The organism is Chryseobacterium sp. StRB126, from assembly GCF_000829375.1.
GTDB lineage: Bacteria > Bacteroidota > Bacteroidia > Flavobacteriales > Weeksellaceae > Chryseobacterium.
Genome location: NZ_AP014624.1, coordinates 5,158,375 through 5,181,424 on the forward strand (window position 1 = coordinate 5,158,375; position 23,050 = coordinate 5,181,424).

Consider the following 23,050-nt stretch of genomic DNA (forward strand, 5'->3'; position numbering starts at 1 on the left):
GCATTGACTCTGGATTTCTTTCAACAAAAATAATTGAAGCTTAACTCAGAAATTTATTTTAATATACCTCTTATCCATTTAGAAAAAATGAAAAAAGAACTGACAAAAACTTGCAGCCATACAAATCCGGTAAATAAATTAGAGCCTAAAACTTTCTGATTTAGAAAATAAAAATCAATTTATGCTAAATGTACAACAGGTTTAAAAGTAAAAATCGGAAAATACACGGTCATAAATCATCTCCTAAACGCATAATTTTAAGTAAATTTGCAAAAATTAAAATTGAAATGGAGAAAGTAAGAGTACGTTTTGCTCCAAGTCCTACCGGACCTTTACATTTGGGAGGCGTAAGAACTGCATTATATGATTACCTTTTTGCAAAAAATCAAGGGGGAGAATTTGTATTGAGAATTGAAGATACAGACACCGCAAGATATGTAGAAGGAGCTGAGGAATACATTGAGGAAGCTTTAGAATGGTGTGGAATTATCCCTGATGAAAGTCCTAAGAAAGGAGGAAAATTTGCCCCTTACCGACAATCTGAAAGAAGAGATATCTATGACAGATACACAGAACAGATCTTAAAAACAGATTATGCTTACATCGCTTTCGATACGGCAGAAGAACTGGATGCTGTTCGTGCAGAATACGAAGCAAAAGGAGATGTTTTCTCTTATGATAATAAAACCAGAAACCATTTAAGAAACAGTCTTGCTCTTTCTGAAGAGGAAGTTCAGAAATTATTGGATGAAAAAACTCCTTATGTGGTAAGATTCAAAATGCCTGTAGACAGAGTATTGAATCTTGAAGACATCATCCGTGGAAAATCAGCAGTGAACACCAATACATTAGATGATAAAGTTCTGGTAAAAAACGACGGAATGCCAACCTACCACTTCGCCAACATCATTGATGACCACGAAATGGAAATTTCTCACGTGATCCGTGGTGAAGAATGGCTACCTTCTTTGGGACTACACACCTTGTTATACGAAGCAATGGGTTGGGAAGCACCACAGTTTGCACACCTTTCTTTAATTCTGAAACCGGAAGGAAAAGGAAAACTAAGTAAAAGAGACGGGGATAAATTCGGATTCCCGGTATTCCCGCTTGATTTCAAAGATCCTGCAACAGGAATTGTTTCCAAAGGATACAGAGAAAATGGTTACCTTCCTGATGCATTCATCAATATGGTAGCATTATTAGGATGGTCTCCAGCAGATGATAAAGAAGTTCTTTCTTTGGATGAAATGGCTAAAGAATTTGATCTTCATAAAGTACACAAAGCAGGCGCTAGATTCAGCAAAGAGAAATCTGAATGGTTCAACCACCAGTATATTCAGATGAAATCGGATGAAGAGCTTCTTCAGATGCTTAAAAATTCAGATCTTGATCTTTCCAATGCTTCAGATGAAAAGCTGTTAAAAGTAATTCCTCTGATGAAAGAAAGAGCTACTTTCCCGAAAGACATCTACGAAAACGGGAAATTCTTCTTTGAGGCACCCACATCTTATGATGAAAAAGCATCTAAAAAAGCATGGAATGATGAAACATCTGCTATTTTAGGAGAATTGGCTACCATATTTGCATCTACAGACTTTGCTGCAGAGACCTTAAAGCAAGCTATGCATGATTTTGCGGAAAACAAAGGTTTGGGAATGGGTAAAGTAATGATGCCACTTCGTTTATCTTTAGTAGGAGAATTGAAAGGACCAGATGTTCCGGACATTCTGGAAATCATTGGAAAAGAGGAAAGTATAGCTAGAATAAGCAATGCTATAAATAATTTTAAATAGAATTACCATAATTTTTCATACATTTGAAAGATTTAATTTACTTCAAGAAATGGAATATTTAAGTTTCGAACTTCCTATCAAAGAATTGATGGACCAATACCAGACATGTTCTTTAGTAGGAGAAGAAAGTGGTGTTGATGTAAAATTAGCATGCAGCCAGATTGAGGATAAGATTTTAGAAAAGAAAAAAGAAATCTATAGCAATCTTACACCTTGGCAAAGAGTACAACTGTCCCGCCACCCGGATCGTCCTTATACTTTGGACTATATTCATGGGATGGCAGACAAAGGCAGTTTCTTAGAACTTCATGGAGACAGAAATTTCGCTGATGACCCGGCAATGATTGGAGGATTGATTACCCTGGACGGTCAGAGAGTGATGATTATAGGGACTCAAAAAGGAAGAACTACAAAGGAAAGACAGCACAGAAGATTCGGGATGCCAAATCCTGAAGGATACAGAAAAGCTTTAAGACTCATGAAGCTTGCTGAGAAATTCAACATTCCTGTAGTAACTTTAGTGGATACACCGGGAGCTTATCCAGGATTAGAAGCTGAAGAAAGAGGACAGGGTGAGGCTATTGCAAGAAATATTTTTGAGATGGTTCAGCTTAAGACTCCAATCTTCACTTACATCATTGGAGAAGGAGCAAGTGGTGGAGCATTAGGAATAGGTGTAGGTAATAAAGTATACATGCTGGAAAATACATGGTATACCGTAATTGCTCCTGAAAGTTGCTCTTCTATCTTATGGAGAAACTGGGATCACAAAGAAGATGCAGCTAATGCATTAAACCTTACTCCACAGGATGCTTTAAGAGAAAAGTTCATTGACGGTATTATTGAGGAACCGCTTGGAGGTGCTCACTACGATCAGGAGACCACTTATTTGAACTTGAAAAATTCTATTTTACAAAATATCAAAGCTTTCTCTAAATTTACAGGACAGGAGCTTGAAACCCAGAGACAGGATAAATTCATTGCGATGGGTCAGTTTAAAGGATAAAAAATAAAAAAGGTTAAGAAATTTCTTAACCTTTTTTATTTTAGTTTTCTTCTTCGTTAATCAGCAACATTGAGAGCAATCTCTACATCCTGAGTTATTTTCTTTAGTGAAGAATATTTTGCATCACATACCATTGTAGTCAAAACATATTCTCCTTTATCAATCAAAATAAAGTTTTCTCCTTTGGCAGGAACACTTAAATTATAATATTTTTTACCGCTTATTTTCACGATCAGATTACAGCTTGATCTGTTTTTAATATTGATATAAGCCTCATTTTTATTGATATCATTATTAAAAAGATGTGTAAGCATCGCTGCTGTTTTTTTATTGGCTTCACTAGGTTCTGATTTTGCTGAAGAACCTGCACTTTTTACAGCACTCACCGAAGCATAGCTTGCAAGCCTTTCTTCTTTCAATGCATTGATGGCATTATTTACTTTATCTGTATTCTTGGTATTATTTGCCGTGGATGCTTTATTAGCAGCTATTACTTTACCACTGTTCAGCTCATTATTTTTAACAATATTTTCAATTTTTTCTTTGCTGATCGGCTTTATTGTAGGTTTAGCTTCAGGCGAATTATCTGCCATGATAATTTCCATCAGCCTTTTTTTAAAGAAGTCATTTCGGGCGTGCCCCGGGTTTTGCTTAATGAAGCCTGCGATCACTCTTGTCTCTTTTGAGACTTCAGCTTCCTGCTCCGTGTAAATAATCACGGTTTCTTTTTCCACAACAGCTTTAGATTTTGTTTTTTTCTTTTTCTGAGAAAAACCAAGGGAAAAAATGCATATAAAAAGGAGAAGGAAGATTTTTTTCATTAATCAAATCTTTAAAATAGTATTAAATATATTAATAACGTGAAAAGTCGTTTTTTAGTTTATCATTAAAATCATTATCTTTGCACTGCTTTAAAATTAAGCTAAAAATTAATACTAATCTTAAATAAAAAATAATAGATATTATGTCTTATACACCAGTTGCTGCAGACGTAGCTAAATTAAGAAACCAAACAGGTGCAGGTATGATGGACTGCAAAAAAGCTCTAGTTGAAGCTGAAGGAGACTTCGAAAAAGCGGTAGATATCCTTAGAAAAAAAGGACAAAAAGTTGCTGCTAACAGAGCTGACAGAGAATCTACGGAAGGAGCTGTAATCGCAAGAGTAAATGAAGATAACACTTTAGGTGCTATCATCTCTTTAAACTGTGAGACTGACTTCGTTGGTAAAAACGAAGCTTTCATCGAACTAGCTTACGAATTAGCTGAAATGGCAATCTTCGCTGCTACTAAAGAAGAATTATTAGCTACAGATTTCCACGGAATGACTGTTGCTGAGAAATTGATTGAGCAGACAGGTGTTATCGGTAGAAAAAATCGAAATTGGTACATTCGAAAGAATCGAAGGACCATTCCTAGGAGCTTATATCCACGCTGGAAACAAAATTGCTGCGATCACTTCACTTTCTGCAAAAGTAGACGGAGCTGATGAAGTTGCTAAATCCGTTTCTATGCAAGCTGCTGCAATGAACCCAATCGCTCTTGACGAAACTAAAGTTTCTCAAGAAACTATCGACAAAGAATTAGAGATCGAGAGACACAAACTTACTGAAGAAGGTAAGCCTGCAAACATTATCGACAATATCTTAAAAGGTAAAATGCAGAGATTCTACAAAGACAACACTTTGGTACACCAAGATTTCATCAAGGATTCTAGTATCTCAGTTGCTGACTATGTAAAATCTGTAAATGCAGACCTAAAAGTAACAGGATTTATAAGAGTAAGCTTATAATCCAGCTTTTTAGAATATATAGTCCCGGTGAAAAATTCACCGGGATTTTTTATGGACTTACATTCTCAAATATGAACACAAAATGAAGTGAATTTTAAATTTTAAACAATTATACAGTAAACCAGAAAAGCAAGTTTTTTTTCTATAAAATTGCGATTATTAATACTTAAATTTGCGGCCCTTATAATAACGCATGAAAAAATTTCTACTGACTTTTTGCACTTTTTTTTGTCTATTAGTTAATGCCCAATTGGATACGGAACACTGGTTTGCGCCTATGTCTGCAAGTAACCTTCAGGGTACTCCAAAAGGGTATCTTTACCTTTCCACTAATGAAACAGTACCTTTTACAGTACAGGTCTTTAATAACAACAATGTAATCGCTACCGTACAGCTCAGCAAAGGAAATCCTGTAAAACAGTCTATTTCCAATAATATGATGATTGCTTCCGCAGCGTCCAGCCTCTTTAAATCTGTTTCAATGGGGTTACATGTTAAAGGCAGCAAGAAGTTTTTTGCCAGCTATAGATTTGTAGTGAAGGATCAGGCAGAATTTATTACCTCTAAAGGATTAGCCGGCATTGGAAAAACCTTCTTTGCTGGAGTAGCACCCATTACATCAGCCAAACCTTATGTAAATTCCACGATTGGAATTACAGCTACGGAAGATAATACTACTGTAACCTTATCCGGATATGATCAGAATGTTATTTTCTCAGACTTAGTATCAGCACCATCAAGAACTTTTGTTATCAATAAAGGAAAATCATATATTATTGAAGCACAGAGTAATCTAAGCCCTAATAACTTAAAAGGATTGGTAGGTGCAAAGATTGTTGCTGATAAACCCATATCTGTAACCAATGGAAATTTTAACAGTATCTATACAACAAAGAACAGTACCAATGTGGATGTATTGATGGATCAGGCTGTTCCTGTTGAAAGATTGGGTAAAGATTTCGTAATGGTAAAAGGGAACGGACCAGCCAACTCAGGGATGGAAGCCGCTTTAGTAATTGCTACCGTAAACAATACTAAACTTACAGTAAACGGAAATCCTCTTAACAGCATTACTCTTAATGTCGGAGAACATTATCTGGTACAGGGGACCTATTATGTGAGTCAGGCTAACGGAAACTTCAACATGAGCATTTCCGCAAACAATAATGTATATGTATATCAACTCCTTGCAGGGACTTCTACCGGAAATATTTATGCTACAGGAGGAATGAACTTCATCCCGCCTTTAAGTTGCTTTTTACCTACAGAAATTAATGAAATTGGATCCATTGATGAAATAGGAAATGATTCCTTTAATGCAAGACTCAATATCATCACACAAACAGGAGCTACAGTAACTGTTAACGGAACCCCTATTACAGCCAATGGTCCTGCATCTGTTACCGGAAATCCGAATTGGGTTACCTATTCTATTCCCAGTGTAACAGGTAACATTACAGTCACTTCAACCAAACCTGTCACTGCAGGTATAGCAGCAGGAAACGGAGCTGTAGGATATGGTGGATACTTTGCAGGATTCTCATCCATTCCGGTGATTACTAAAACAGGAGACTGCTATAACGGTGTTCTTTTACAGGTAGAACCTGGTTATGATCTGTATAAATGGTATCGTAACGGTACGGAAATCCTTGGTGCTACAACTCCTACTATCAATCCAGACTTATACGGATCAGGGATCTATACCTGTGAAATCACCAAAAACAGCTGTGAAACCAGACTTACAGCAGAATATGATTACGCAACATGTCCACCTATCACAACCACAACTTATGATATTGGTTCATGCAACACAAAGGTAATTACCCCATCATTTAGCAGTTCAACTCAATCTGTAGTTCCGGCCCATACAAGTATTATGGTGCAACCTACCAATGGAACCGTTTCCATCAATCCAACAACAGGAGAAATTACTTATACTCCAAATGCGGGTATGACTACAGATTTCACGGATACATTTACCTATTATATTCAAGGAAATGGTAATCCTGCTGCCTTTGAATATTTTAAAATTGTAGTAAATACTCATGTACTGAAAGTCACAAATGATGTTCAATTTTCCTGTGCAGATGCTAATGGAAACGGAACTTACAACCTGAAGGCTGCTAGCATTACTTCAACTCCCGGAGTTACGGTTGATTATTTCACCAATGCTAATTTAACCGGTCCTATTGCCAATCCGCTGAATTATACAGGACCTGCAGGAAATGTTTATGCCAATGTAACCTCTTATGGATGTTCAAAAGTAGCTACTATTACTTTAAATACATTCCCTATCCCGGTTATCAACACTACCAATTTCAATGCTAATAGCTGTGGAAATGATGTTGATGGAAGTGTACCTATCAACTTTGATAATGTTACACCACTAATAGTTGCCAATTCGGCTATTTCTACTGTAAAATATTACCTTAACCAGGCTGATGCCATTGCAGGAAATAACAATACACTTCCTACCAACTGGACTTATACAGTGAATACAACAGTGTACATAAGAGCAACAGGGAATACAGGAAGTTGTCCACCGGTTTTTGGTCAGATCAATTTTACCATAGGAAATAAAGTTACTTTAATTACAAATAATGCTAACGCTGATGTCTGTGATAATGATATTACCGGTTCTGAACCTGTAAACCTGAATGATTATAAAGGTTTGTTCACCGTTGATCCGGCTGTTATTTTATCATTCCATACTTCCGCAGCCGATGCACAGACTGGAACTAATGCCATCTCGGCATCACAGATTATTACTTCTGCAGGCGGCATTTTTTATATAAGATTCCAAAGTAATACAGCATGTGCTAATATGGGTGTTTTAATACTTTCTTTAAAAACACCTAAAAAATCTGCCACACTTCAGGATCAGATCGTTTGTTCCAATGAAAAAATTCTTTTAGATGCAGGGCCTGGCTTTTCATCGTACTTATGGAGTAATGGAGCAACCACCCCAAGTATTAGCGCTTCTGCCGGAAATTATTATGTAGATCTTGGATTTAACGGTTGTGTATACCGGCAACATGTAAAAGTTAATACTGCTCAGTCTCCTGTTATTTCAAAAATAGAGGTTTCCGGTACTACAGCAACTGTTTATGTAACAGGCGGAACCCCTCCTTACAGGTATTCATTAAATGGTTTTGATTATCAGTCTTCCAATGTTTTTACAGGATTATCCAGAGGTACTCATACCGTATATGTACTAGGTTCGGATGGATGCCGCCACGTAACCAAAAACTTCCTGATTGTTAATCTTATCAATACCATTACTCCCAATGGAGATGGTATTAATGATATCCTGAACTATTCAGAATTAGGAATAAAACAGAATGTATCCATAGAAGTTTCAGATCGATATGGAAATCCTGTATATAAATCTTCTGACAAAAACTATATCTGGGATGGAAAATCAAATGGAAGAAGTCTTCCTACAGGAACTTATTGGTATGTCATAAAATGGGCTGAACCAGACACCCAATTACCAGTTTCGTATTCAGGATGGCTTTTAATTAAAAATAGAGAATAATTTTAAACATTTATTTACATTTTATTAAAGGTATTTGATTTTTTATTTTAATTTTGTAGAAATCCTAATTCCATACACATGAAAAGAATTCTACTCAGTTTGGTATTAATTTTTTTTACAATTAATACTCTCTTTGCGCAAAGGGATACTGAACACTGGATAGCTCCTTATTATACGAACCCTGTTGGAGGTTTCCAAAATAAGGTATATCTATCTACCGATTCTACCACCCCATTTGCCGTACAAATACTTAGTAACAATCTCGTAATCGGCACCGTTACCATCGCTAAAGGAGACCCAAAAACATTTGATGTGGATGAGACCCTTATCTCTGCCAACGGTATTACTGATGCTTTTGTTGTAGGTTCAAAAGGGCTTTATTTGAAAGCAGAAAGACCTTTCTATTGCAGTTTACGACTTGCAAATATTTCCCATGGTGAAATTATTACCAGTAAAGGTAGAGCAGGTATCGGTACTAAGTTTTATGTAGCGACCAGCCCCAATACAAGAACTCCTACATCATCAGGTGCCAGCACAGATAATTTTACAGCAGGGATTCTAGCTACTGAAGACAATACCTCTGTTACCGTAAGCTGGAATACTCCCGGATTAAAATTCATTAATGGAAACCTTTCTGTTCAAAGCTATTCGTTTGTCTTAAAGAAAGGGCAATCTTTTATTTTTGCGGGAAAAGTAGAGGATGCGGCTGCCAATAGCAAAGGCTTCATTGGTGCCAAGATTGTTGCCTCTAAACCAGTAACACTTACCAACGGTAGCTGTAACGGTAATTTTTCAACCCCAACTCCTCTTACCGATCCTAATGCTACTCTAGATGGTTCTGATCCTATTCTTGACCAGGCTGTACCTGTAGACAAATTAGGGAATACATTCGCCATGGTAAAGACCAGATCTACACAGCCAGACTCCAATATGGAAGGAGGTCTTATTATTGCCACTGAAGATAATACTCAAGTATACATCAACGGATCAGGCACGCCTGTTGCCACTCTAAATGAGGGTGGTTGGTATAGAATCAATGAGCCAAGCTATGCACCTCAATCTGGAGGAGCTCATTCTAACATGTTTATTTCCACATCCAAGAATGTATACCTTTATCAATTTATTGGAATTGATGATAGTGATGCCACCAATGGATTCAATTATATTCCACCATTGAACTGTTTCTTGCCAAGAAAAATTGATGAAATTGGTAAAATCAATGAAATGCCAGGCATTGGTACTTCTACTATCAAATTAAAGCTTAATATATTAACTGAAGCGGGAGCTACTGTAATGGTAAATGGTGTTCCCCCTACAGCAGCTGAGGGCCCCTACCCTTTAACAGGAAATTCCCAATGGGTAACCTATTCAGTAGCAAACTTCCCTCCAAACCTCACCATTACCTCTAATAAAGCAGTAACTGCCGGAATTAACGGAGGATTTAGTTCAGCCGGGTATGGCGGATATTTTGCAGGATTCTCATCAACTCCTTTTATCAATAAAAAATCAGGAGACTGTGTTCCTGGAATTATTCTGCAAGTAGAGGAAGGCTATGATACCTACCAATGGTTTCTTAATGACGTTCCTATTTCCGGAGCAACTACTTTTACCTATTTGCCAACACAGCCTGGTTATTATACTGTAAAAGTAACAATGGGAGCATGTCAATCAATTGTAACAGCTCCTTATAAAGTAACCAACTGTTTAAAGAAGACCACTAAAGAAGAACCGGCTTGTTCTACCAAGATCATTACTCCAACGTTCACTTCTTCAACACAGACTCCGGTAATAAGTACGATAAAGATTCTTACCCCTCCTGCTAATGGAACAGCGGTAATAAATTCAGATGGTACAATTACTTATACCCCAAAACCTAATTTTGAAGGAACAGATAAAATTGTATATACATTCTGTGGTGATTCTGCAGACTTTATGGACTGTGAAGAAGTCACCCTAAATCTGATCGTTGTCCCTTTCATTGTGAAGGATGCCACTATTAAAGCTTGTTGGTATGATGTAGCACCTTATGCTTATTTTGACCTGACAAAAGCCAACGTTACAGATTATGGAAATGCCACAAAAAAATATTACCGCACATTAAAGGATCTTACTGCAGGAATCAATGAAATATCAGCCACAGTTGCAGTCAATTATCCTGCAACAGGAGGTTTTGTATATGTTAAGATTACTACTGAGCAGGGATGTACTGCTACTGCTAAAATTGAACTTATTCCAATTCCCGTTAAAAAATCCCCTATTCTTGTAGATAAATATATCTGTATTGATGATAAAACAGATCTGGAAGCAGGTACTGGATATGATTCTTATCAATGGAGCACAGGAGCAACCAGCTCAGGAATCAGAGGCGTAGGTGTAGGAGAATACAGTGTAATTCTTGAGAAAAACGGATGCTTCCTTACTCAGGTAGTAAGAGTAAGAAAAGCACAGGATCCTGTTATTCAACAAATTGAAATTAATAACACAACCGCTACAGTAATTGTGGCAGGCGGTAAAGCTCCTTACAAATATTCTGTGGATGGAACTACCAACTGGCAAGATTCTAATTCTTTCACAGGATTAAGCAGAGGCCAGCATAGATTCTACGTAAAAGATGCTTATAACTGTACCCCTATTTCGGCAGAAGTTACAGTTCCTAATTTATTGAATGCTATCACTCCTAACGGGGATAACATCAATGATTATATCGATTACAGTGATCTTGCTTATAAAGAGAACCTTAGCTTTGTCATCTATGACAGATACGGAAATATGATATTTACCGGAAATAAATTCAACAATTACAAGTGGGACGGAAGACACTTCGACAAAAAGCTTGTAACAGGTACATACTGGTATCACGTTTCATGGAATGAATCTAACAAAGAAAAAACAGAAATAAAATATACTGGCTGGATTATGGTAAAAAACAGAGAATAATCATTCAGATTTATAATATTCAAAACCACGATTTTAAAATCGTGGTTTTTTTATTGCATTTTCAATACATCAATGCTTTTTATTATTAAATTTGTGATAAATACCATCTCTGAATGAAGAAAATTCTATCTTTTTTATTTATATTTTATATATTCTCCTCTACTTTTGCTCAATTAGACAGAGAACATTGGTTTGCTCCAATGGTAGACAGGTCTGGCGCCCCCTCTCCTTATCAGAAACTCTATTTGTCTACCAGCCGAACAACTCCGTTTCCGGTGAATATCTATAACAATAATGTTCTGATCGGAACAGTAAATATCAGTAAAAATAATCCGCAGAAATTTGATGTTTTAAGAAATTATATCATCACCACTCAACAGGCAGATCTATTTACTCCTACCACAAAAGGATTGTATCTGAAGGCAGAATTTCCATTTTATGCAAACTTAAGATTTTCAGTATTTAATCATGCAGAAATCATTACTTCTAAGGGAATTCCTTCAACGGGAAAAAGCTTCTTTGCAGCATCGGTTCCTATCAGTGTAAATAATGACATCCTGAATTTTATGACCAGTATTCTGGCCACAGAAGACAATACAACCATTACCATTACCGGCTACAGTCCACTTGTTCAGTTTTCAAACGGAACCACAGGAGCCACCAACCCCATCATAAATATTACTTTAAACAAAGGACAATCCTATATTCTTGACGGTATTGGAAACAGCACCGGAAACTTTGATGGTTTTATTGGAGCTAAAATTACCTCAAACAAACCCATCAATGTCACCAATGGAAACTTCAATGGTCAGTATGCTGGAAATTTCCCAACCAGTTCTGATATTTTAATGGATCAGGCCGTACCTGTTGACAGGCTCGGAAGTGAATTTGCTCTTGTTAAAGGCAACGGAAGTATTGGAGCCAATATGGAAGGAGCCGTGGTTATTGCTACCCAGGACAATACTCAGATCTACGTAAATAATGAATTATTACCTATCGCTACACTGAATACCGGAAAATATTTTGTTATTCCTGATACTAAGTACAGTCTTCAGGGTGGTGGTCATTACAATTTATATATTAAAACTTCTAAGAATGCCTATGTTTACCAGATTTTAGCAGGAGATTCAAATACGGTGAGTGAAGTAGCTACCGGAGGTTTCAATTTTATTCCTGCTTTAAACTGCTATCTTCCCAAACAAATTAACGAATTGGGTTTTATCAACGAAAATTTTGTTCATTCCAATATAAACCCTTCCGGAGTTCTTAATATTCCCACAAAACTGAATCTGATTACAGAAAAAGGAGCGATAGTTACCGTAAATGGAGGCACTCCACCCGCCTCTACAGGGCCTTACAATATGACAGGAACCAATAACTGGGTTACTTATGGAATTCCCAATATTACAGGAACCATAACAATAGTTTCCAGTAAAGCCATTACTGCAGGAATCACAGCTGGGAGTGATGCTGTGGGATATGGAGGTTTCTTTGCAGGCTTTCCTACACAACCCGTTATTTTAAAATCCGGAGGATCATGCATTCCTGGAATTGAACTTACAGTAGATCCCATTATTTATGACACCTACCAATGGTATAGAAACGGAATAGCAATTTCAGGAGCAAACAACTCCTCCATCACTCCTACCCAATCCGGTTATTATACCTGCTCTGTAACAATGGGAAGCTGTGCTCCTTTAGTTACTGAACAGTTTAAAGTAACAAATTGTACAAAACTGACTGCTACAGCTTATGATGTATGTAGTACTCAGATCATTACTCCAACCTTCAGTAATTCATCACAAATTCCGGTACCCTCTACTGTAGCTATCACCACTCCGCCAGCACTAGGTACAGCGGTGATAAATCCTACCACCGGAATCATTACCTATACCGTCAATACTCCCGGCACAGCAGGAAATGATACCTTTACCTACACTTTCTGTGGAAATGACCCTGACTTTCCTGATTGCGAAACGGTAACTGTAAAGATCAATATTAAAGCTATTATTCCTACTAATGCAGTATTATTTGCTTGTGATGTAAATGGAAAAGGAACATTTGACCTTACAACGGCCAGTGTAACAACTAACAGCCCTGTTACTAAAACCTACTATCCGACACTAGCAGATGCACAAACAGAAAACCCGGCAGCTCTAATTACCACTCCTAATGTTTATTCAGGAACAAACGGTACTATCATTTATGCTGTACTCAAAAATACACTTGGATGTAAAAGCATTGCCCAAATCACTCTATCTCTTTATAATAAGGCCACAGTACCGGATAATTACAATGGTACATTCTGTGATGATAATTTTGATGGAACCGTAAACATCCTTCTCTCTAACATTACACCAATTATCCTTAACAATCCTAATTATTTTACAGTAAGATACTATGCAAATTTAGCAGATGCCAACGCAGGAAACACGATCACCCTTCCTAATAACTGGAGTTATACCACAACCACTACAATTTACATCAGAGTAGATTCTCCTGATGGATGTCCTCCTGTTATTAAACCTCTAAAATTCAGTATTGGCGACAAAATAAAGTTAGCAAGCCAATCCGTAACAGAAAATGTATGTGATGATGATCTGGATGGGATAAAAACCGTAAACCTTGTCCAGTTTATTCCTATGTTTATTGTGGATCCGAATGTTACTTTTACTTTTCATGGAAGCTTAGCTGATGCCCAGAACAACACCAACCCGCTAGCAGCAACAGTAAATATTACAACACCACAAACGTTTTATATCCGTTTTGAAAAAAATGGAAGTTGTCCGGAAGTAGCTTCCATCAAAATCTCCATTAAAATTCCTAAAACGTCAGCCCTTCTTGTAGATCAGATGATTTGCCCTAAAACGACAACAACACTGAATGCAGGACCAGGATTTGATAAATACTTATGGAGTACAGGAGCAACCACCCCTTCCATTACTAACGTATCTGCCGGAGGCTATTGGGTGGAACTTACTTCTAACGGATGTACTTACAAACAGAGTGTAAATGTTACTGAATACACAATACCAACCATCACATCCATTGAAATTGATGGCACAACCGTGAAAATTGGTGTAAGTGGTGGTACTCCACCCTACGAATACTCTTTGGATGGTGTTATATGGCAGACTTCAAATATTTTCTATGATGTACCAAGAGGTGCTCATTATGTGGTGGTAAGAGATTCTAAAATGTGTGCAGAAGTGAAAAAGGAATTCGCTATTATTAACCTTATCAATACCATTACTCCCAATGGAGACGGGCTTAACGAAACGATAGATTATTCAGCCTTAATGTCCCACGATAATCTTGTATTCAGGATCTTTGACCGATATGGAGCTGAACTTTTCAGAGGAACTCGTGAGAACCGGTATATCTGGGATGGAAGAGTTGGAGGCAGATATACTCCTACAGCCACTTATTGGTACTTTATCAGCTGGACAGAATATGGGTCCTCGGTTTCAATAAAGCATTCAAGCTGGTTGTTGGTAAGACATAGATAAAACATATAAAAGGTTGAAAGAAAGTAATTTTTTTCAACCTTTTATTATATATCCCGGATCGTATCCTGATCGGAAATATATTTATAACATTCATTAACAATTGAATACTAAAGTTTAATATAACTTTAACCACTATTCCTTATCTAACTAAGCACAAATTGCTGTATTTCTATGTAATTTTGCCAATTATATGAAGAAACTGTTTACTCTGTTGCTATTGATTTTTCTGGCAAAAATCAATGCTCAAATATATTCCGGGGAGGTATTTCTAAGAGATAACTCCATCCTTTATCTTAATCAGGTATATGTTACCAATCTCAATACACAAAAAACTGTACTTGCTGACTACAACGGTAATTTCAATGTCCCGGCCAACCCCGGAGATGTTATCCGTTTTACATCTATTGTTACGGAAAGAAAGGATATTAAGATGACCCCTCAGCTATTAGCGCAGAAAAATCTTGTAGAGCTGAAAATCGCATATTATGAGATTCAGGAAATTGTACTCAGCAGGTTCAAGCCTACAGGAAACCTCCGGTATGATGTAAACTCTCTCAGAAAAGAAGATAAAGCACTGGCCATTAAAAAAGTTATCGGACTTCCTGAGCCTAAGGGAGATGGTACACCTCCAGAGCTTCCTGTTGCAGGATTAAGGGATGGTGGCCTTACTTTCAGCCTTGAAAGTATTTATGATATGCTTTCCGGTGAAAGAAAGAAAAAGCAGCGCTATCAGGCCTACGAAAGGATGAATAGCTCTGTCGCTCAGGTTAAAAACTATTTAGGAAAAGATTATTTTGCGAAGTTTAAAATTCCGGAAAACCTCATTGATAACTTTTTACAATTTGTATATACTTCGGAAAATATACAGCCTTATATATTGGCAGGAAACTTTGAAGCTATAAAAATTCCTATTGAAAAATATATGCCTATCTATCAGAAGAGATTAAGGAACTCACACCTTCAGGAAGTTGTGGCTACCCAGCAAACCGAGAAATAACAATTCGCACGCATAAAAAAATCCATGTAGTAGATAGACTGCATGGATTTTTTTATGGCAAGCAGTCCTCTATTATCAATCATTCAATCTTTATAGAATACATATCGTTTATATTCAAAAATATGCTTAATTTTATATCACGATCACGTGTTTAAAATAAAAGCAATACTATTTCGTTATCCTAGTAAAGACTAATTGACCCAAACACAAATTAAGAAAAAGTACCAAATTTTTAACTTAATATTATATTAATGAAAAAAATACTTTTACTTCTTGCCTCGGTCTTGTTTTTCAGCGTTTCTGCCCAAAAGAAGGGAAAAGATTACAGCGAAATTCTGAAAAGCAATAATATCTATGAAATCAACGCGTTCTTGAGAGATGCTCATCCTGATGATCCCCGGAGATCTGTCCTAAAGCCACGGGTTATGGAAATGATGAAGGAATATATCAAAAATGCCCATCCTGAAGATCAGAAAGTAAAAGACATGCAGGAGATGCTGGCCTTATTAAGAAGGCGGCCTTCCACCAAGATCACTTTTGATGAAATGAATGCCATTATCAAACAGAAACAGATCGCCAAATATAAAGCTGAACTTGCCGCCAAAAAATCAACAGAAACTTATACACCCAGCAACGCACAAAATACTTTTGTTGTTAACGCATCAGCTAATGCAGCTATTCCCAATGCAGAAGCAGAGGAATTCAATATGCTGATGAATATCTCTCCTATTGAGCATCAAAATAAAACCGTTAAAATTCTTAACTCCTTATTTGACAATGATCCCAATGCTAAAGAATGCATTGTTCTCATTCAAAATCAATCTGACTGTAATATTATTGTAAGAATGGAAGGGGTGGGAAATACAAAGTATAGACTTGCCGTTCCGGCTCATAAAGACAACTCAATTGTAGTAGAAAAAGGCCAGTATCTTTTTACAAGTCTGGTTTGCGGCGCCCAATATGCATCACAAAAAACCATTCAAAAACCAATCATGGTTGCCTTAGGCAGCGCAACAGCAAAATAATCAAAACAATATAATAGTTTCACCATAGGTCTTTTAGTTTTAAAAGGCCTCAATTCTGTGTAAATTTTATTACTTTTGCAGTCATTTTATAAATGACTCATGGGCAAGAATAAATTAGCAAGATTTGCAGAAAACAAGATATTACCAAATGTAATTCAACCTACAAGAGAAAAGGCTTTAGAGGGCTTTGAACTTAAAGGAAAATGGAGAGAGGATTTCTTTAAAAATGACAACCCAATTGTTCTGGAACTAGGCTGCGGAAAAGGAGAATATTCTGTTGGACTGGCCAAAACATTTCCTGAAAAGAACTTTATCGGGGTTGATATTAAAGGAGCAAGATTCTGGTTTGGAGCAAAAGAGGCTGTAGAAAACAATATGAACAATGTTGCTTTTTTAAGAACACAGATTGAACTTGTAGAATATTTCTTTGCTGAAAATGAAGTGGATGAAATCTGGATTACCTTCCCGGATCCCCAAATCAAATATAAAAGAACAAAACATAGATTGACACACCCGGACTTTTTAGCCCGTTATAAAAAATTCCTGAAGCCAGGAGGAATTATCCACCTTAAAACGGACTCGGAATTCCTTCACGGATATACACTGGGGTATTTACAGGGAGCAGGACATGAAATCATTTCAGCTCATCACGATATCTACGGAGCCCCGGAATATGATCCTAATACGGAACATCTGAGAGACATCAAAACGTATTATGAAGAACTATTCTCAGCAAAAGGAAAAACAATAACCTATATAAAATTCCGGATCAACTGATGAAATAAACAAACACTATTGATGAAAAAAAAAATTTTGACGATTTTATTTTTCACTTTCCTTACCCCTGGCTTTACATACGCACAAAAAAGCAGTAAAGACATCTTAAAAAGCACAAATATCAAGGAAATTGAAGAATATCTTAAGACCGCACACCCTGACGATCCTAAAAAGAGTGTGCTGAAACCTAAACTTATTGCTTTAAAAAACTCTGAGTGGACAAAAGGAGCACGTGCTGCCAAACCCATGGAGGCCAGACCTGTTATTGCTGATATCCCCAAAAACGCGATGAAAGATCCCAATTCTAATGAAGCGGAAGAATTTAAGCGCTTAATTGCCGAAACATCTGCAGAGCATAAAGAGAAAACTGCACAGCTCTTAAATACAATGCTTAATGAGGATATTACCAAAAAAGAATCTATTCTTTTATTTAAGAATAATTCAGACTGTAATATTGTGCTCAGGATAGAAGGAAAAGAGTACTATAATCTTGCAGTTCCCGCTCACGGAGAAAACTTCATTATCGTTAATAAAGGCTTTTATACACTCAACAGTAATGTTTGCGATATGAAGTACTTCTCTCAGAAAGATATAAAAAGAAGTATCTTTGTGACCATAGACAATCCGGGCCAGCCAGGAACTCAACAAGTCTCTGTGATAAAGGATCCACCTGATAAACCATTAAAAAAAAGAAAAGCAAAAAAATAAACGGGTATGAAAAAGTTATTAGTTCTTACCGGGATTTCAGTGATCCTTACCAGCTGCAGTGTTAATTATGGTGGCTATCCCATTAGAAACCCCTACCCTACTAATTCCGGTGGTGGTAGTGCCGCTAATACAGAGAGAGAATATAATGAACTGATGAAAACTTACAAATCCGAAACAGCTGAAGTTCTTACAGATCTTCTTAACGAAGCAGATCCTACCAATCCCAGAACCTCTCTTTCGGTAGAAAATGCATCTCGCTGCAATATGGTTCTTACCATCAGTGGTAACGGATATTTTAAAAAGGTTCCCATTGGAGCTGGAAAAATCGGAGCTGTAATGGTTCCTAAAAATCAAAGCTACAGGCTATCAGGTATGTTGTGCAACTCAACTTATCAGTCTACAAAGTTTATTACAAGTTCATACAATATCAAAGTATCTAACTAAAAAAAATAAACCCTCACAGTAATCTATGAGGGTTTATTTTTAAATATTTTTGAACATTCTAAAAGCAGTTAATCCCTGACATCTCATAGCGTAATTTTACATGTATCTATTCATACCAAAATATCATAATAACTGTTTGAAATCATTATTGAGGCCTGTATGAAAGTATAAAAACACCTCATTAATCTGGGGCATCAGTAAAATCTGCGAGACCCTATATAAAACAAAAAAACACTGGACCGAAATCCAGCGTTTTTCCTATATTAAAGAAAATCTTTAATTATTCTGCATCGAAATCAGCATCTGTATCAGCAGATACCTTTTCTCCTTCTTCTTTAGATTTTTCTTTATCAGCTTTTCTTTGAGACTGACCTTCTTTGATAGAATCAGAAACAATGCTCAAGATCATATCGATAGATTTAGAAGCATCATCGTTTCCTGGGATAACGAAATCTACTTTTCTAGGATCAGAGTTTGTATCAACGATACCGAAAACTGGAATACCAAGTTTCTTAGCTTCAGTTACCGCGATGTGTTCTCTTAAGATATCAACTACAAAAATTGCAGAAGGAAGTCTAACCATGTCAGAGATAGAACCTAAGTTTTTCTCTAAGTTAGCTCTTTGTCTGTCAACTTGTAATCTTTCTTTTTTAGATAAAGTTTCGAACGTACCGTCTTTTTTCATTTTGTCGATAGAGTTCATCTTCTTTACCGCCTTTCTGATAGTAACGAAGTTCGTTAACATACCTCCAGGCCATCTTTCTGTAATATAAGGCATATTAAGTTCAGAAGCGTGTTTTGCAACTACTTCTTTCGCTTGCTTCTTAGTAGCTACGAAAAGAACTTTTTTACCTGCAGAAGTTAATTTTTCTAAAGCGCTGCACGCTTCATCTAATTTAACTGCTGTTTTATGTAAGTCTACAATGTGAATACCGTTCTTCTCCATAAAAATGTATGGAGCCATATTTGGATTCCACTTTCTAGTCATGTGACCGAAGTGTACGCCAGCCTCTAAAAGGTCTTTTACATTTGCTTTTGCCATGTTTTCTGTTTTTGTTAGTTTACTTTCCGTCTTTTAAACAATCAACAACTTCTTTAGATGGGAGAAGCGTTTGGATGCTAAACGTAACGGGCAATTGGCGGTTGGCTTGTTGCTTTTGGCAATTGGCTTTTCGCCGAGATTAAGTTTAAAAAAAATTTAATACATTTCTGTAGCCAATAGCCATAAGCCATTCGCCCACAAGAAATCTTAACGTTTTGAGAATTGGAATCTCTTTCTTGCTTTTTTCTGACCTGGCTTCTTTCTTTCCACCATTCTTGCGTCTCTTGTAAGTAAACCAGCTGGCTTTAATGCTAATCTGAACTCAGCGTTGATTTCGCATAAAGCTCTTGAAATACCTAATCTGATAGCCTCTGCCTGACCTGTATTACCACCACCGAATACGTTTACGGTAACGTCATACTGACCAACAGTCTCAGAAAGGATGAACGGTTGGTTTAATTTGTAAACCATCACGTCTGTAGAGAAATAAGTTGCAGCATCTTTACCGTTTACTGTAATAACACCAGAACCTGGTCTTACATAAACTCTTGCTACAGAAGTTTTTCTTCTTCCGATTTTGTGAACTATAGACATAATTAATTATTTAAATTCGTTAACATTAATTGTTTTAGGCTGTTGAGCTTCATGTTTGTGCTCAGTTCCTTCATATAAATAAAGGTTCTTAAGGATAGCAGCACCTAGTCTGTTTTTAGGTAACATACCTTTTACAGACTTCTCTAATACCTTTAAAGAATCTTTCTTTTGAAGTTCAGCCGCAGTCATAGACTTCTGTCCACCAGGGTATCCTGTATGCCAGATATAAGTCTTATCAGCCCACTTGTTTCCGGAAAGCGTAATTTTCCCAGCATTCAAAACGATTACGTTATCACCACAATCTACGTGAGGTGTAAAATTCGTTTTGTGCTTACCTCTCAAAATCTTTGCAACCGTAGAAGCTAGTCTTCCTAACGGCTGTCCTTCAGCGTCTACCACAACCCATTCTTTATTAGCAGTAGCTTTGTTCGCTGAAACAGTTTTGTAACTTAATGTATTCACACGTTTTAGTTAAAGATTAAACATAATTTACCCCTAAAAGGGTGTGCAAAGGTACAAATTATTTTCGTAACCCAAAAACATATTTTATTTAATCTATAGATTATCGGATAATCAGCCCTCTAGCAATAGATTTTAACACTATTTATAATTTTGGCATAAAACTTGTAAAATGTTGTGGCGATGAAAAAAAACGTTTAGAAGGTTCTAAAAACACAGAGATGATAAAGCAAGAGTTTCTTCCCTCAACTCTTTCTTTATTGCCTTTCTCTTAAAATTTCTGTGAAAATTCATTCTACTTATTTTAAAACCGATCACTTTATGATGAACTACTCTATTATACAAAGTCTCTTTAAACTCATTAAAAAGACTTTAATATATAGATTGTTCCTCTTCTTCTGAGAATCATTATCTATCTATTTTAATTTTTCTTTAAGGATTTATTCAAAAGCTTATTGATATCATTATTTATTTCCCGAAATAATTATCTTTGTCGCACAAACAAGTACCATGAGCCACGGAAAGATCCGAGAAGACAAAACCTGCCTGAACTGTGGGCATCAAGTAGAGGAAAGATTCTGCCCTCATTGCGGACAGGAAAATACTGAAAGACGGCAGCCTTTCTATTTTCTGTTCACCCATTTTATTGAAGATTTCACCCATTATGACGGTCAGTTCTGGGGAACTGTAAAAAATCTGTTATTTAAGCCCGGCAAATTGACAAATACTTATCTGGAAGGAAAGAGGCAGAAGTTTGTACCCCCTGTAAAGCTTTATATTTTTGTCAGTTTTATAACATTCTTTGTATTTGCACTTTTTCCTATGGTAAATATAAATTCCAAAGACAAGGATAATGAAGAACACAACAAAACGAGTCTTGTAAAAATCGTAAAACCGGTTACTTCTATTGGAACACAAAAGATTATAGACAGTATAAAGGCTAAAAAAACTCTGACTGAGGAAGATTCTCTTGCCATTGAAAAGCTAAAAATGATTCCGGATTCTACTGAAATAGAGGAAATGATGGATATGGACAGAACGATAGATCCGGACTTCAGTGGTAAAAACTATAAAACAAAGAAGTCTTATGATTCTGCAATAGCTAAAAATCCAGGTTTTTTTGATTTTTTAGAGAAGCCTATTGCTCATAAATTCTTCGAGCTTAAAGAACATGGAGTTACCAAAAAGGAGCTTTTAGACAATATGCTTGAAAAATCATTTCACAATCTGCCTAAAGCCCTTTTTATCTACCTCCCTTTGTTTGCATTCTTCCTATGGATATTCCACAGTAAGAAAAAATGGTGGTATTTTGATCACGGAATTTTCACCCTGCATTATTTCTCTTTCTTATTACTTACCATTTTATTGATATTCCTGTTTGGAAAAGTGGCAAAACTAACGGAAATTAAAGCTTTAAACGCAGTTCTTTATTTAGTAATGACTATCCTTACCATTTACAGTATGGGATATTTCTTTATTGCTCACCGAAGGGTTTACCGTGCACACGGGCTAGTAAGCATTATAGTTGGTATTATGTTATTAACGATAAACTTTTTTGCGTTCATGTTTTTACTTGTAGGACTCGCTCTGGTAAGCTTCATGATGATCCATTAAATAAAAAAAGAGGCAGTCAAATTTGACTGCCTCTTTTTTTATTTTCTTAATGACTTTGTTCCTCTAAAACTTGCTATTACATAATAGGCTACAAACACCATGGAAAACTTCAGGATGGATGGAATGGCCAGTTCAAGTTTAAAAATTAAAGTTCCTATCAGTACAAGAATAGCCATTACAACAAAAGACAGTCCTAATTTTTTAGGCAATGTGAAATCCGGAGTATCCAGATAATAAGCAACACCCCAGGCGGCTCCAAAAGCAACAGCATAATAAAATTCCAGACCGATATTATCTGAACTTAAAAAGAAATAATTGATAAGGAAACTGACTACGGCTCCCAACGCGAAATATATCAAAGCTTTTTGCATGTCTGTAAAATATGGTGCAAAAGTAGAGATTTTAATTTGAGAAATTAATCTCAATTCAGGATAAAAATTACTGATTTAGGTTGATTTGAAGCGCGGAGCTGGAAGCTGGAAGTTATGAAGGCCATAAACAATTACGGTTTCTTTTATTTAAGGTCATTTAATAGTAACTGTAGTTAGTATAACTAAAATAATCCCCTGCCTCCTTCTTCCAGTCATCATCAGTTTTAGTTGCTTCAACCGACATCAGGTTAATTAAGGATATGTCAATTTCTAAATGAAATCTTTAAGTCATTTTTGATTCTGCAACCACCGAACCTTTCGTCTTTCAAATTCTTAAACCTAAAAATGGAATCATTTTATTAAATAGAGACGCCCAAACTTATGATAATCAGCATTATAAAATCAAACACAAGGTTCTTTTTTTATTATTATATTTGAAAACT

16 protein-coding genes and 1 pseudogene are annotated in these 23,050 nt (G+C 36.4%); 12 read left to right on the top strand and 5 right to left on the bottom strand.

Going from position 1 to position 23,050, the window contains the following annotated elements:
- Positions 1-287: 287 nt before the first annotated feature.
- The gene (gltX, locus tag CHSO_RS23350) at positions 288-1,796 is read left to right on the top strand and encodes a glutamate--tRNA ligase (RefSeq protein WP_045501207.1); all 1,509 of its coding nucleotides are present in this window, start codon (positions 288-290) and stop codon (positions 1,794-1,796) included.
- Between the two features lie 49 nt (positions 1,797-1,845).
- Complete coding sequence (locus CHSO_RS23355; protein ID WP_045501208.1) at positions 1,846-2,802, top strand: acetyl-CoA carboxylase carboxyltransferase subunit alpha; 957 nt, start codon at positions 1,846-1,848, stop codon at positions 2,800-2,802.
- Positions 2,803-2,858: 56 nt separating this feature from the next.
- Here CHSO_RS23355 and CHSO_RS23360 read toward each other — a convergent pair whose 3' ends face one another.
- Positions 2,859-3,623 (bottom strand): DUF6759 domain-containing protein, encoded by a 765-nt coding sequence (locus tag CHSO_RS23360; RefSeq protein ID WP_045501209.1) that lies wholly within the window; start codon positions 3,621-3,623, stop codon positions 2,859-2,861.
- Between the two features lie 143 nt (positions 3,624-3,766).
- Here CHSO_RS23360 and tsf point away from each other — a divergent pair.
- The 9 genes and pseudogenes from tsf (at position 3,767) to CHSO_RS23405 (ending at position 18,527) form a co-directional block, all read left to right on the top strand.
- Positions 3,767-4,592 (top strand): annotated as a pseudogene (gene tsf / locus CHSO_RS23365) (translation elongation factor Ts).
- Positions 4,593-4,869: 277 nt separating this feature from the next.
- Positions 4,870-8,130, top strand: coding sequence for a gliding motility-associated C-terminal domain-containing protein (locus tag CHSO_RS23370; RefSeq protein WP_052480706.1), 3,261 nt, complete (start codon positions 4,870-4,872; stop codon positions 8,128-8,130).
- Between the two features lie 78 nt (positions 8,131-8,208).
- Positions 8,209-11,067, top strand: a complete 2,859-nt coding sequence (locus CHSO_RS23375; RefSeq protein WP_045501211.1) for a T9SS C-terminal target domain-containing protein — start codon at positions 8,209-8,211, stop codon at positions 11,065-11,067.
- A gap of 113 nt (positions 11,068-11,180) precedes the next feature.
- The gene (locus CHSO_RS23380) at positions 11,181-14,576 is read left to right on the top strand and encodes a T9SS type B sorting domain-containing protein (protein WP_045501212.1); all 3,396 of its coding nucleotides are present in this window, start codon (positions 11,181-11,183) and stop codon (positions 14,574-14,576) included.
- Between the two features lie 190 nt (positions 14,577-14,766).
- Positions 14,767-15,573 (top strand): hypothetical protein, encoded by an 807-nt coding sequence (locus CHSO_RS23385; protein WP_045501213.1) that lies wholly within the window; start codon positions 14,767-14,769, stop codon positions 15,571-15,573.
- 251 nt (positions 15,574-15,824) lie between these two features.
- Entirely contained in the window at positions 15,825-16,598 is a 774-nt protein-coding gene (locus tag CHSO_RS23390) for a DUF6759 domain-containing protein (protein ID WP_045501214.1), read from the top strand.
- A 99-nt stretch (positions 16,599-16,697) separates the two neighbouring features.
- The gene (gene trmB / locus CHSO_RS23395) at positions 16,698-17,375 is read left to right on the top strand and encodes a tRNA (guanosine(46)-N7)-methyltransferase TrmB (protein WP_045501215.1); all 678 of its coding nucleotides are present in this window, start codon (positions 16,698-16,700) and stop codon (positions 17,373-17,375) included.
- A 21-nt stretch (positions 17,376-17,396) separates the two neighbouring features.
- Positions 17,397-18,083 carry a DUF6759 domain-containing protein gene (locus CHSO_RS23400; protein ID WP_232509119.1) on the top strand — a complete coding sequence of 229 codons (687 nt, stop codon included), beginning with the start codon at positions 17,397-17,399 and terminating at the stop codon, positions 18,081-18,083.
- 6 nt (positions 18,084-18,089) lie between these two features.
- Entirely contained in the window at positions 18,090-18,527 is a 438-nt protein-coding gene (locus CHSO_RS23405; protein WP_045501216.1) for a DUF6759 domain-containing protein, read from the top strand.
- Between the two features lie 280 nt (positions 18,528-18,807).
- Here CHSO_RS23405 and rpsB read toward each other — a convergent pair whose 3' ends face one another.
- The 3 genes from rpsB to rplM form a co-directional block, all read right to left on the bottom strand.
- On the bottom strand, positions 18,808-19,569 hold the full coding sequence (rpsB, locus tag CHSO_RS23410; RefSeq protein WP_045501217.1) for a 30S ribosomal protein S2: 762 nt from the start codon (positions 19,567-19,569) through the stop codon (positions 18,808-18,810).
- A gap of 207 nt (positions 19,570-19,776) precedes the next feature.
- Positions 19,777-20,163 (bottom strand): 30S ribosomal protein S9, encoded by a 387-nt coding sequence (rpsI, locus tag CHSO_RS23415; protein WP_045501218.1) that lies wholly within the window; start codon positions 20,161-20,163, stop codon positions 19,777-19,779.
- Between the two features lie 6 nt (positions 20,164-20,169).
- Positions 20,170-20,625 carry a 50S ribosomal protein L13 gene (gene rplM / locus CHSO_RS23420; RefSeq protein WP_027375420.1) on the bottom strand — a complete coding sequence of 152 codons (456 nt, stop codon included), beginning with the start codon at positions 20,623-20,625 and terminating at the stop codon, positions 20,170-20,172.
- A 507-nt stretch (positions 20,626-21,132) separates the two neighbouring features.
- On the opposite strand from rplM, the gene CHSO_RS23425 reads away from it, so the two are divergent.
- Complete coding sequence (locus tag CHSO_RS23425; protein ID WP_045501219.1) at positions 21,133-22,236, top strand: DUF3667 domain-containing protein; 1,104 nt, start codon at positions 21,133-21,135, stop codon at positions 22,234-22,236.
- Positions 22,237-22,274: 38 nt separating this feature from the next.
- Here CHSO_RS23425 and CHSO_RS23430 read toward each other — a convergent pair whose 3' ends face one another.
- Complete coding sequence (locus tag CHSO_RS23430; protein WP_045501220.1) at positions 22,275-22,607, bottom strand: hypothetical protein; 333 nt, start codon at positions 22,605-22,607, stop codon at positions 22,275-22,277.
- Positions 22,608-23,050 lie beyond the last annotated feature (443 nt).